Source organism: uncultured Phyllobacterium sp. (genome assembly GCF_902479695.1).
In the GTDB taxonomy this organism is placed as follows: domain Bacteria; phylum Pseudomonadota; class Alphaproteobacteria; order Rhizobiales; family Rhizobiaceae; genus Phyllobacterium; species Phyllobacterium calauticae.
The window spans coordinates 1-12,149 of the sequence record NZ_CABSQF010000072.1; the positions used below are offsets into that span (position 1 = coordinate 1).

14 protein-coding genes are annotated in these 12,149 nt (G+C 58.4%); 8 read left to right on the top strand and 6 right to left on the bottom strand.

All coding sequences use genetic code 11. The annotated features are described in order from the left end of the window. The first annotated feature begins 186 nt into the window (after nucleotides 1-186). Entirely contained in the window at nucleotides 187-900 is a 714-nt protein-coding gene (locus RDL77_RS23810) for a hypothetical protein (protein WP_288194969.1), read from the top strand. Between the two features lie 81 nt (nucleotides 901-981). Here the strand turns inward: RDL77_RS23810 and RDL77_RS23815 are convergent, their stop codons facing one another. Further along, on the bottom strand, nucleotides 982-1,308 hold the full coding sequence (locus tag RDL77_RS23815) for a hypothetical protein (RefSeq protein WP_223615691.1): 327 nt from the start codon (nucleotides 1,306-1,308) through the stop codon (nucleotides 982-984). A 379-nt stretch (nucleotides 1,309-1,687) separates the two neighbouring features. On the opposite strand from RDL77_RS23815, the gene RDL77_RS23820 reads away from it, so the two are divergent. Continuing rightward, nucleotides 1,688-2,038 (top strand): hypothetical protein, encoded by a 351-nt coding sequence (locus RDL77_RS23820; RefSeq protein WP_223615692.1) that lies wholly within the window; start codon nucleotides 1,688-1,690, stop codon nucleotides 2,036-2,038. Nucleotides 2,039-2,122: 84 nt separating this feature from the next. Here RDL77_RS23820 and RDL77_RS23825 read toward each other — a convergent pair whose 3' ends face one another. From RDL77_RS23825 to RDL77_RS23835, 3 genes are all read right to left on the bottom strand, one after another. Beyond that, on the bottom strand, nucleotides 2,123-2,503 hold the full coding sequence (locus tag RDL77_RS23825; RefSeq protein WP_223615693.1) for a DUF305 domain-containing protein: 381 nt from the start codon (nucleotides 2,501-2,503) through the stop codon (nucleotides 2,123-2,125). A gap of 61 nt (nucleotides 2,504-2,564) precedes the next feature. Beyond that, entirely contained in the window at nucleotides 2,565-2,924 is a 360-nt protein-coding gene (locus tag RDL77_RS23830; protein WP_288194971.1) for a hypothetical protein, read from the bottom strand. A gap of 55 nt (nucleotides 2,925-2,979) precedes the next feature. Further along, the gene (locus RDL77_RS23835; RefSeq protein ID WP_288194973.1) at nucleotides 2,980-4,158 is read right to left on the bottom strand and encodes a cystathionine beta-lyase; all 1,179 of its coding nucleotides are present in this window, start codon (nucleotides 4,156-4,158) and stop codon (nucleotides 2,980-2,982) included. A 134-nt stretch (nucleotides 4,159-4,292) separates the two neighbouring features. On the opposite strand from RDL77_RS23835, the gene RDL77_RS23840 reads away from it, so the two are divergent. The 6 genes from RDL77_RS23840 to RDL77_RS23865 all read left to right on the top strand — a co-directional run bounded on the left by RDL77_RS23840 (nucleotide 4,293) and on the right by RDL77_RS23865 (nucleotide 10,371). Next, nucleotides 4,293-5,090: a phosphatase PAP2 family protein gene (locus RDL77_RS23840; protein ID WP_288194974.1), complete on the top strand. Its 798-nt coding sequence runs from the start codon at nucleotides 4,293-4,295 to the stop codon at nucleotides 5,088-5,090. A gap of 232 nt (nucleotides 5,091-5,322) precedes the next feature. Beyond that, nucleotides 5,323-6,351 (top strand): amino acid ABC transporter substrate-binding protein, encoded by a 1,029-nt coding sequence (locus RDL77_RS23845; RefSeq protein ID WP_223615697.1) that lies wholly within the window; start codon nucleotides 5,323-5,325, stop codon nucleotides 6,349-6,351. A 123-nt stretch (nucleotides 6,352-6,474) separates the two neighbouring features. Continuing rightward, nucleotides 6,475-7,668 (top strand): amino acid ABC transporter permease, encoded by a 1,194-nt coding sequence (locus RDL77_RS23850; RefSeq protein WP_223615698.1) that lies wholly within the window; start codon nucleotides 6,475-6,477, stop codon nucleotides 7,666-7,668. Between the two features lie 2 nt (nucleotides 7,669-7,670). Then, nucleotides 7,671-8,828, top strand: coding sequence for an amino acid ABC transporter permease (locus RDL77_RS23855; RefSeq protein WP_288194975.1), 1,158 nt, complete (start codon nucleotides 7,671-7,673; stop codon nucleotides 8,826-8,828). An 11-nt stretch (nucleotides 8,829-8,839) separates the two neighbouring features. After that, nucleotides 8,840-9,643, top strand: coding sequence for an amino acid ABC transporter ATP-binding protein (locus tag RDL77_RS23860; RefSeq protein ID WP_288194976.1), 804 nt, complete (start codon nucleotides 8,840-8,842; stop codon nucleotides 9,641-9,643). Next, on the top strand, nucleotides 9,640-10,371 hold the full coding sequence (locus RDL77_RS23865; RefSeq protein ID WP_288194977.1) for a TIGR02117 family protein: 732 nt from the start codon (nucleotides 9,640-9,642) through the stop codon (nucleotides 10,369-10,371). Before RDL77_RS23860 ends, RDL77_RS23865 begins: the two co-directional genes overlap by 4 nt. Here the strand turns inward: RDL77_RS23865 and RDL77_RS23870 are convergent. Further along, nucleotides 10,332-11,609, bottom strand: coding sequence for an FAD-dependent monooxygenase (locus tag RDL77_RS23870; RefSeq protein WP_288194979.1), 1,278 nt, complete (start codon nucleotides 11,607-11,609; stop codon nucleotides 10,332-10,334). The two genes, RDL77_RS23865 and RDL77_RS23870, sit on opposite strands and share 40 nt — an antisense overlap. After that, a complete protein-coding gene (locus tag RDL77_RS23875; RefSeq protein WP_288194980.1) occupies nucleotides 11,610-11,858 on the bottom strand; it encodes a zinc-finger domain-containing protein in 249 nt (82 codons plus the stop codon). Nucleotides 11,859-12,149 lie beyond the last annotated feature (291 nt).

Consider the following 12,149-nt stretch of genomic DNA (forward strand, 5'->3'; position numbering starts at 1 on the left):
AGATATAAGTGAAAATACGAAACACATCATTGTTTCGCGTAAAAATATTTGTGTTTTAACAATGTTATTTAGAAAATATGTATCGAATATCAAGTGTTGTATTGATTTATTTCAATTAATGATGCATATATCGGTGTTCTTGGTTTGTGAATGCTTGGGTATAATAGTAATAATCGGGAGGTTGTAATGAATAAGTTCGAAAAGAAGACGAGCTGCATTGTAGCTGGCTCTTTCATACTTGCGGTCCTTTCGACGTCGGCGCTTGCCGGAGGTTTGTCGGTGGGCGGCGTTTCAGTCGGCGGTTCGCAGAATGGCGGTCTGGGCGTTGGTGCCAGCGCCAATCTCGGCGGCGTAAAGGCGGGTGCTGATGCATCGGTTGGCGGCTCCAAGGGTGTTGCCGCGGGCGTGGGCGCATCGGTCGGCGGTTCAAACGGAATCAATGCGGGGGCGGGCGCCAGCGTCAACAATGGCGTTAGTGCCGGACTTGGCGCCAATGTCGGCGGATCCAACGGTGTGACGGCTGGAGCTGGTGCAAATATCGGATCAGGCGGGATCGGCGCAGGAGTTGGAGCCAATGTCGGTGGAACCGGTGGCATTGGCGCCGGGGTCGGCGTTGGCATTGGTGGTGGCACCAATTCAGGCGGCACCAGCCCGGGCGGTACCAGTCCCGGCGGTGTCAATACTGGCGGGGTCACGACGGGTGGTGGTATTCTTGGCGGCGGCACCAAGCCGGGCAGCCTCAATCCCGGTGTGAACAACAAGGCGATCGCCGCCAGGCTGGCACAGCTCACGGCCCAGGACAGGATGAAGCTGAAAATCCGCTGTGCGGAAATTTCATCCAACGCGATGAGCTATGACAGCTCGCTGGTTGCCCTGTGCAAGCTGCTGCGCGGCTCATGAGAACAGGTGCATGAGACAAGAATGGCCCCGGAAGGGGCCATTTCTTTGCCGGGACCGGCGCGGCGGGTGTCTGCCGGGCAATCAGCCCGTGCATTTCCGCCGTGCGATGGAGCGGGTCATGGAATCAACCTGTCCTTGCAGGGCGCCGGCCTTCTTCTGGTTGGCGGTGCGATAATCCGGCAGAATGGGACCGAAGCCCGTGATCACGCTCGGTTCCCGGTAGCCCGCGCCATTGGTCAGGCTGCTGATCTCGGCCATCGCGCTGTTCTTTTGCGCAATCAAAGCGGGGCACTCGACCGTATCGTAGTGCAGGGACGAAATTTTCTCGCGATCAAGCTGCCCCTGTATATTGCCGCAGCCGGCCAGCAGCACAGCCACAATAATCAGCGGAAGGTGTTTCGTCGTCATGTGCCAATTTCCTCGATCACGAATAGCGGGACATGAATGGGCCAATGCCGCCGTTTTGGCAAGATGGCAGCGTGAATCAGTTCGCCGGCACTTGCGGCAGCGCAGCATTGCTCCGGGCCAGGGGAAGGTGGTGGACGGCGGCAACGTCGCTGCCGTATGATTTGTCTGTAAACTCAAATTTATCAACGTGTTGTGCTGATTTTCATAATGAATATATCAACGTCGATGCTTAAAACTGTAGTGAAATATCGATTTAATCAGAAATCTCTAGCCAATTGGTCTTGTATTGAAGTTTTGGCTTGCTGATGACGCCCGCTCGCCCTTATGATTCTGTTTCCGGGAGCACCCGGCATTGCAACGCAAGAGTGAGGAGACAGGAATGCCTGGTTTGCTGCACCCACTTCATGACGGCCACGCGCCCATCATATTGCATAGTGCCTTTCAAGACGCCCTTGATGCTTTGGAGGATTGGGAACTCGGGCACGATGAACCTCAGATCGAGGTCAACGACCGGCAGGTTCTGATCAGCGCCGTGTTCCGGCGTCTGTGGACCTGCACCGACATTCTTCCATCGAGAACGCTGGATGTCGTGGAAGACCTGCTGCCATTGCGTTCGGCGGAGTTCAAGGCCGGCACGTCAACCTATGCCGATGCTGCCCATAGTCTATGGGAACTGAGCCTGCAGAAACGCGCGGCCTCCTACGAAATGCAGCATCACAACGCCTCCTGAGACACATTGGACGCTTTTTGAATTACCCGCCGCTTTGACCCGGCGGGTAATTTTTTTCGCATGCCTTATGGATGGCGCGACGGTTTAGCCGCCATGTTTGGCCAGCCACGCCTTCATCTGTTTGATTTCGCCTTCCTGCGCGGCGATGATATCGGTCGCAAGCTTGCGGATTTCTTCATCCTTGCCGTATTTCAGCTCCACCTTGGCCATGTCGATTGCGCCCTGATGGTGCGCAACCATGCCGCGGACAAAATCCTTGTCGGCATCGCCGGAAAATTTGATGGACATGTCCTTGTGCATCTTGGTGTTTGCCTGCGCAAATGCCTTGGATGACGGGCCCTGATCGCCGGTTGGCTGCATCGCCATGGCATCATGCTTCATCATCTTATGCTCCTGCGCCAGGGCTGGTGCGGTGAAGGCGAGGGCGCAGACAAGGGCTGCGGCGGAGAGATAAGAGGTTTTCATCGAATTGATCTTTCCTTAGGTCAGACAGACAAGCACAGGCTATGACCTGTTCACCCGTGCGTTATGAAGGATAGGAAGCGATCAATAGCGGTTTGGGCGGCGGCGACAGCGGTGCGCTGGCCTGGGCAATGAGGGGCAGCTCCATGCCGTGCGGCACCAGCATCCGGGTCGAGGCCGTGGTCACGGCGGCAATGCCGATGGCGGGAATGGCGATGCAGGCGGAGCATAGCGCGGGATGGGGCAGCTTGGCCGTGTCCGTGCAATGCTTCTGGTCGCCGGCACAGGCATGGGCGTGGCCGGCCATCTGACCGGCCGATTGTGCCGCCATTTCGTCGGCCAACCGGACAGGCGCCGCAAACACGGGCACCCAGCCGACGGAAAACGCCGTGAGGAACGTCAGAAGAATGGCAAGCCTGCTCATGGCGTTTTCATAACAGGAACAATCGGGAAGACGAAATCACCTTCTGTTTATTGCGTTATTGCGCACTTCTTGCCGCGGCGAGCGCCTTTTCCAGATCGGCGATGAGGTCTTTGGTATCCTCGAGGCCAACCTGCAGGCGGATGAGCGGACCCTTGTAATGCTTGCCCGTCAGCACCCGGTCGGACAGGTTGACCTGAAGCGCGAGGCTCTCATAGCCGCCCCAGGAATATCCGAGCGCGAAAATATCAAGGGCATTGAGGAAAGCCCGGGCCTGTTTTGTCTCGCCTTCGATGACAATCGAGAACACGCCGGCAGCGCCGCTGAAATCCCGCTTCCACAGGGCATGCCCCGCGTGGCTCGCAAGCGCCGGATGCAGGACCTCGATCACGCCGGGCTGCTTTTCCAGCCATCGCGCTATTTCGAGCGCGTTTTCGCCATGGCGCTCCAGGCGCAGTGCCATCGTGCGCAAGCCGCGCAGGACATAATAGGCATCGTCGCCGCCCACGCACAGACCAATGGCCGTATAGGTATCGTCCAGCTGCCTGAAGCATTTTTCATTGGCGGAAATCGTGCCCATGAGAATATCCGAATGGCCGGACGGATATTTCGTTGCCGCGTGAATGGAGATATCGACGCCGAAATCCAGCGGCTTCAGGTAGAGCGGCGTTGCCCAGGTATTGTCCATCATGACGATGGCGCCTGCCGCGTGCGCCTTCTCGACGATTGCCGGAATATCCTGAATTTCGAACGTGTTGGAGCCGGGGGATTCGGTAAAGACAACAGCCGTGTTGGGACGGATGAGCCTTTCGATGCCGGCGCCGACCAGCGGATCGTAGTACTCGACCTCGATGCCGAGCCGCTTGAGCGTCGTATCGCAGAAATAGCGCGTGTTGCCGTAGACGCTGTCGACCATCAGCAGGTGATCGCCCGGCGACAGGAACGCCAAAAGGGGAATGGTTACCGCGGCAAGGCCGGACGGCACGAGCAGCGTGCCGAACGAGCCCTCCAGTTCGTCGATGGCCTGGCACAGCGCGTCGGTCGTGGGGGTTCCGTGCGTGCCATAGCCGTATTTCTGCTTGTGGCTGGCCATGGTTTCCGCATCGGGGAACAGTACCGTCGAGGCATGGACAATGGGCGGATTGACGAAACCGTGATAATCCCTGGGATCGTAGCCTCCATGGGCCAGGCGTGTGTTGATCCCGAATTTTGCCATTTTGTCCGACTCTCTGCCCATGGAATATCCTCTGCACTGCGATGCCAACAATTGTAACTGCTGGGAGAAGTCGATAAAGCCACGGCGTTCCTGTTGCAACAGGCGAGCACAGCGGGCGTGGAAGAATAAGGCCGCTTGGGTCGATGGGAGAAACAATGACTGATGCCAGCAATCCGCAATCCCTGTCCGGCCTGAAGCGCGCGCGCCGCTCGATCGTCAATTTCCTGCGCCGCATGCGGGCACCGGCCTATCCGAGCAGCCCGGCAGCCTGGACCGGGGGCATGTCGATGGCGGCGGTCCTGATCTTTTTCTTCATTCTGCTGCTGCATCCCTTCGACGATCCGCTGTCGCGCAACCTGTCCTCGCATCAGGGGCCGCTGAGTTCCCTGCGGCTGCTGACGGATATCGGTTTGTCGCAATGGTATCTGATCCCGGCCTTTTTCATTGCGGTTTGTCTGATCGGTATCGACTGGCGCAAGCTGCCCCATGCCAAACGCGTGCGTCTCGGCCTCATCTATGCCCAGGCAACGTTTGCATTCTGGTCCGTGGCGCTGTCGGGAATCCTCACCAATATCGCCAAGTTCTGCATCGGGCGGGCCCGGCCGAAATTCATCGACACCCTTGGGGCCAACGGCTTTTCGCCGTTTCACGCAGGGTATGATTTCGCCAGTTTCCCCTCGGGGCACTCCACCACGATGGGTGCGGTCGGCGCGGTTCTGGCGCTATGGTTTCCGCGCTGGCGCGTGCCGATCATCCTGGCGACCATGTTCATTGCCTTTACGCGCATCATCGCCAGGGCGCATTATCCGACGGATGTGGTCGCGGGCTACAGCGTGGGCTTCCTGTTCACCCTTGCGCTTGCCAGATTCCTCGCCGGGCGCCGGGCGGCTTTTCTGTTCGATGGCACTCGATTCTTCCCGGTTTTGCGTTTTCGCGAGCGCTTCTGGCGCTGATCGGGGTTTTTGACCAAGAAATAATCGAAAATTCCATTCCGAAGCAGCCATTCCGCCGTTTCTGCAAAAATATTGAGCAAAGATTATCCCTTGACCAAACACGTAGAATGGCCTTCGATACAGGGGTGAATGGGAGACATGCTGGAGCCTTAAAAGGGTGTGGGGGAACCCGCTGGCATGTAAAATTTCTCTCTTGGGAACCACGGGCAACAATTAAAAGGGTTTAGTCGTTATGAAAAATCTTGTTTTGAAGAGCGTTCTGGGGGTATCGGCGCTGCTCTTGCTGGCTTCTGCGGCCTCTGCCGGCACGCTGGATGACGTCAAGAAAAAGGGCTTTCTGCAATGTGGCGTCAACACCGGCCTGGCCGGATTTGCTTCGCCGAACGACAAGGGCGAATGGTCCGGTTTTGACGTCGACTATTGCCGCGCTGTCGCCGCCGCCATTTTTGGCGATGCAACCAAGGTGAAATTTACGCCGCTTTCCGCCAAGGACCGCCTGCCAGCGCTGCAGTCCGGTGAAATCGACGTTCTGATTCGCAACACCACATGGACGCTGAGCCGTGACTCGCAGGGCTTTGATTTCACCGGCGTCAATTATTATGACGGCCAGGGCTTCATGATCAACGCCAAGAAGCTGTCGGGCATCAATTCCGCATTGCAGCTTTCGGGCGCTTCGGTCTGCGTTCAGTCCGGGACCACGACGGAGCTCAATCTGGCCGACTATTTCAAGGCCAACAAGATGGAATACAATCCCGTCGTGTTCGAGAAGCTTGAAGAGGTCAACGCCGCCTATGATGCCGGACGTTGCGACGTGTACACCACGGACCAGTCCGGCCTGTACGCCATTCGCCTGACGCTGTCGGCACCGGACGATCACGTCGTTCTGCCGGAAATCATTTCCAAGGAGCCGCTCGGTCCCGTTGTCCGTCAGGGCGACAGCCAGTGGGCGCACGTCATCCGCTGGGTGCATTACGCCATGCTGACGGCCGAAGAGCTTGGCATCACCAAGGCCAATGTCCAGGATCTGATCAAGAGCGACAGCCCGGAAATCAAGCGCGTGCTCGGCCAGGAAGCCAACACCAAGCTTGGCACCGATCTCGGCCTGACCAATGATTGGGTTGTCAACATCGTCAAGGCCGTGGGCAATTACGGCGAAGTGTTCGAATCCAATATCGGTTCGGGCAGCAAGCTGAAGATTGCGCGCGGCATCAATGCTCAGTGGAGCAAGGGCGGCCTGCAATACGCAATGCCGATCCGCTGATTTTTTGAAGTCATCGATCTGAAATCCGGGAAGGGGGATCGTCCTCCTTTCCGGGGGAACAATTAAAAAAATAACAAAAATAAAAAATAATAAAAATAAACGGTTAAAAGAAATGAGGGGTCAATGGCATCGCAGGATATTACGCCTGCCGGTACAGGCAGCGCCAAAGTATCACTTCTGAACGATCCGAGAATTCGCGGCTATATCTATCAGCTCGTCGTTCTGGTTGTACTGGTTGCTGTGGGTTACTGGTTTGTCAACAACACTATTGCCAATCTGCAGCGCGCCAATCTGGCAACGGGTTTCGGTTTTCTCGACGGCCGCTCCGGATTTGATATCAGCTCGCATCCGTTCACCGACTACTCAAGCGACTCGACCTATATAAAGGCGCTTTATGTCGGTATTTTGAACACGATGCTGGTTGCCGTCGTCGGTATCATCACCGCGACGATCATCGGCTTCATCATCGGCGTCGGGCGGCTTTCGCACAACTGGCTTATCCGCAAACTGTGTACGGTCTATGTCGAGGTTTTCCGCAATATTCCGCCGCTGCTGGTTATTTTCTTCTGGTATTCCGGCGTTTTGGCGGTTTTGCCCCAGGCACGACAGAGCATCGCGCTGCCGTTCAGTTTCCTGAACAATCGCGGTTTCTTCTTTGCCGTGCCGGTTTTCGGCCAGGGTGCCTGGCTGGCTGGCGTTGCCTTTGTGCTTGCCGTCATCGGCGCCTTTCTGGTCCGTCGCTGGGCCAATAAACGGCAGATGGCGACCGGCCAGCGCTTTCCGGTGTTGTGGACCTCGCTGGCGCTGATCATCGGCCTGCCTTTCCTGGCATTCGCGCTCAAGGGCTTTCCGGTTACCATGAATTATCCGGAACTCGGCGGCTTCAACATCAAGGGCGGCGCTCTGGTCGGACCGGAGTTCATGTCGCTCTATCTCGCGCTGTCCTTCTACACCGCATCCTTCATTGCCGAGATCGTCCGCGCCGGCATTCGCGGTGTGGGAAAAGGCCAGAGTGAGGCGTCGCATGCGCTCGGGCTGCGCGCAGGCACAACGACGCGGCTTGTCGTCGTGCCGCAGGCCCTGCGCATCATCATTCCGCCGCTGACCAGCCAGTATCTCAACCTGACGAAGAACTCGTCGCTTGCGGTCGCGGTCGGCTATCCCGATCTGTTTGCCGTCGGCGGAACCATCCTCAACCAGACCGGCCGTTCCATTGAAGTGGTGGCGATTTTCATTGTGATCTATCTCAGCCTGAGCGTGCTCACATCGCTGTTCATGAACTGGTTCAACGCCAAAATGGCATTGGTGGAGCGCTGATCATGGCCGATAACAATCTGAGTTTCGTTCGTACCGAAATGCTGCAGGGCCAGACGCCGCCGCTGGGCGAGCGGGGAATCGTCCGCTGGATACGCATCAACCTGATGGCAACGCCCGCCGATGCCGCTCTGACGGTGTTTGCGCTCTTCCTTCTCGTCTGGTTCGTGCCGCCGATGATCAACTGGCTGTTCGTCCAGGCTTCCTGGTCGGGGGTGGATCGGGCGGTTTGCGCGACGGTGTCCCAGGGCGGTACCCAGCCGGAAGGCTGGTCGGGTGCCTGCTGGGCCTATGTGAACGCCAATTTCAACCAGTTCATGTATGGCCGCTATCCGCAGGACCAGCACTGGCGTGTCAACATTGTCGGCGTCATGTTCGTCGTCCTGTTGGTTCCGCTGCTGATCCCGAGGATTCCCTTCAAATCCGCCAATGCGATCGTGTTCTTCTTTGTCTTCCCGATCGTTGCATTCTTCCTGCTGGTTGGCGGCTGGTTTGGCCTTCCCTATATCGAAACGGCGACGTGGGGCGGCCTGCTTGTCACGCTGGTTCTGTCTTTCGTCGGCATTTCCGTGTCCTTGCCGCTCGGCATCGTCCTGGCCTTGGGACGCCGGTCGAAAATGCCCGTCATCAAGATGCTGTGCGTCGTTTTCATCGAAATGGTGCGGGGCATCCCTCTGGTGACCGTGCTGTTCATGGCCAGTTACATGCTGCCATTGTTCCTGCCGCCGGGCGTGACCTTCGACAAGTTCCTCCGCGCCCTGATCGGCGTGGCGCTGTTCGCATCGGCCTATATGGCGGAAGTGGTGCGCGGCGGCCTGCAGGCAATTCCCAAAGGGCAGTACGAAGGTGCTGACTCGCTGGGATTGAGCTACTGGCAGAAAACCGGCCTCATCATCCTGCCGCAGGCGCTGAAGATGGTGATCCCGGGGATCGTCAACACCTTCATCGGTCTGTTCAAGGATACATCGCTGGTGTCCATCATCAGCATGTTCGATCTGCTCGGAACCGTGCGTCAGCACTTCAACGATGCCAATTGGGCATCCCCGCAAACCCCCATATCCGGCCTGATTTTCGCCGGTTTCGTATTCTGGATTTTCTGTTTCGGCATGTCGCGTTATTCCATCTTCATGGAACGCAGGCTGGACACAGGACATAAACGCTAAGGAGCATCTGCATGACCACTCAAAACGTTGTCGATCCATCCGAAATTCATGTCGACCGCTCGCTCATGCAGGTCTCCAAGACCGATGTAGCCGTCGAGATTACCAACATGAACAAGTGGTATGGCGATTTCCACGTCCTCAAGGACATCAACCTCAAGGTGATGCGCGGCGAGCGCATCGTCATTGCCGGACCTTCGGGGTCGGGCAAGTCGACGATGATCCGCTGCATCAACCGCCTCGAAGAGCACCAGAGCGGCAAGATCCTTGTCGACGGCATCGAACTGACCAACGACCTGAAAAAGATCGATGAAGTCCGGCGCGAAGTGGGCATGGTGTTCCAGCACTTCAACCTGTTTCCGCACCTGACGATTCTGGAAAATTGCACACTCGCGCCGATCTGGGTGCGCAAGATGCCGAAGAAGAAGGCAGACGAGATTGCCATGCATTATCTCGAGCGCGTCAAGATTCCGGAACAGGCCAACAAATATCCCGGCCAGCTGTCCGGCGGCCAGCAGCAGCGTGTGGCCATCGCCCGTTCGCTGTGCATGAACCCGCGCATCATGCTGTTCGACGAGCCGACCTCGGCGCTCGATCCGGAAATGATCAAGGAAGTGCTCGACACCATGGTTCAACTGGCCGAAGAAGGCATGACCATGGTGTGCGTCACCCACGAAATGGGCTTTGCCCGCCAGGTGGCAAACCGTGTGATCTTCATGGATCAGGGCCAGATCGTTGAGCAGAACGAACCGGCGGCATTCTTCGACAATCCGCAGCACGAGCGCACCAAGCTGTTCCTCAGCCAGATCCTGCATTGAGAATTCTGCGCATCGTCGGGACATCCATCGCAGCGGCCCTCGTGGCCGCTGTTTTGCTGTTTGTGGCCGGTGCCCTGATACCGCGGTCGTTCTTCGCGCAGACAGCCTCTCCGCCGCTCGCTGGCCGTACCGTCCTTCTCTTGTCCAATCCCATTCATACGGACATCGCATTTCCCGCCGATCCCGATGTCATGGCGCGGCTGTCCATCCTGAACGGGGAGAATTTCCAACTGACCGACCCGCGTATTGCCTGGATTGTTGTGGGCTGGGGAGGGCGCAGCTTCTATCTTGAAACACCCACCTGGGCCGAACTCAAATTCATGCCCCTGATGCGTGGTTTGACGCTTGATCGTTCCACGATGCATGTGGAGCCCATCGGGGTCGTCAACACGGACCAGCCCGGTATCGAGCGGTTGACGGTCGGCCCCGAAGCTTTCGAAGCGATGCTTGCGCATATGCTCGGTAGTTTCCGGCTGAACGCCGAGGGCAAGGCGATGATGATCGAAGGCGCCGGATATGGTCTGAATGACCGTTTCTTCGAAGCCAATGGTTATTTCACCGCATTGCTCGGCTGCAATACCTGGACCGGCGCCGTATTGCGGGCAGGCGGCCTGCGCACCGGCGCCTGGAATCCCTTGCCGCAAAGCCTGGTCTGGTCACTCAAGCGCTACAACAATGCGACTGGCGATCAAATCTCGCCGTTGGGCTTTTCCGCATCAAATCCATAAAGCCAGTCGAAACCCGCCACGAACTTTTCAGCAGGCCGGTTGCGCAGCAGCAGGTTGCGGGCAAGCGCCACCGGCCCCTTGGCGTGATAGGCCAATTGATTGAGCGCGCCGCGCCGCACCACCGACTCGATGCGCTTTGTCCGGTTCCTGGCATAGGCCGCCAGGGCTGCGGGCCAGTCCTCGCGGCCATGGCCGAGTGCGGCGGCAAGAGCGCAGGCATCCTCGATGGCCATGGCTGCGCCTTGGGCCGCATAGGGCGTCATCGCGTGGGCTGCGTCGCCGATCAGCACAAGCCGCTGATCCCGCAGGAAGCTGCACCGCTTCATTTCGAACAGGCGCCAGGGCGTCCACTGGCCGGCCGACAGCACCAGATCGCGGATGCCCGGATGCCACCAGTAGAAATCCCTGGTAAAATTCTGGTTCGGCGCCTGCGGATTGACTTCGATCTCCCAGCGCCCGGGGTTTTTCCGGTCGCGCGCCACCGCCACGAAATTCATCAGCTCGCCCGAACGGATGGGGTAGGCGATAAGGTGCGCATTGCCGCCGGTCCAGGCAACGACATTGGTTCCTTCCGGCAGGAGGGCGCTGAACGAAGCAGGGAGGCGATCGGCAGGCACGGACACGCGCCAGGCGATGGAGCCGGTATAGCGGGCGCGATCAAGGTCTGACAGCGCATTGCGGGTGTTCGACCAGACACCGTCGGAGCCCACCAGCAGGGCGCCGCGATGCTCTTCGATGCGGTCATTGTATTGCACACGAACCAGCACACCCTGAGCGTCGCTGTTGTGATGGGTAACGGCCGATTCCAGCTGCATGGCGATGTTGCCGCGCTGGCGCACTTCGGCAAGGAGTGCCTGCTGCAGGTCGGCGCGGTGGCAGACGATGTAGGGCGCGTGCCAGCGTTGTACCGCGGCCTTGCCGATGGGCAGGTGCAGCAGCTTCTCCCCGCTCACGCCGTCCTGCAGGCAGACCGCATCCGGCTGCACGGCATGGGGCAGCAGCCTGTCCAGGACGCCGAGGCGGCCGAGCAGGCGGGTGGCATTGGGCGAAAGCTGCAATCCGGCGCCCGCTTCGGCCAGAATGGCGCTCTTCTCAAAGATCTGGACGGCAAAGCCTTTGGCGCTCAGCGCCAGCGCCAGTGTCAGGCCGGCGATACCGGCACCCGCAATGATGATTTGATCAGGATTGGGAGTTCGCCTGTTGCGAGCCGTCTTCAGATCGATGACGGGCGTTTGCAATCAGGCAGCCTTGTTGTCCACATAGGTGCAGCCGGCAGGAACCGTTTCCCCGGCGGAGAGCGACGCATCGTACCGGTACAGCGTCGAGCAGTAGGGGCAGACCTTTTCATTGTCATCGCCAAGGTCGAGGAAGACATGCGGGTGATCGAAAGGCGGATTGGCGCCGACGCACATGAATTCCTTGACGCCAATGCTGATGGCGGCGTGACCAGCGCTGTTCTGGAAGTGGGGAATGCTGTGTCCGGCCATGTGTCGCTCCTGGGCTTTCAGTCGATAGGCAAAGGTGTTGTCTTTCTCATAGAGCAATTCCGCGGCGAAGAAAATCGCTTCTGCTGCGCTAAAGCGAGGCAATCTGACACAAGTGGCGGCTGGTTCCGCCGCAACCGGCATTATGGCGGGTCTTCCGCCTCGTGGCGCCTGAGAAAATAATCGCGGAAAGGTTTGGTTTCGGGGGAAGCCGCCGCGTGCCGAGTTTTTTCGGGCGGGGGGGGGGGTGGGGGGCGGTTGCGTTAAAAAACTCTAAAGGGTTGGCTAATATGG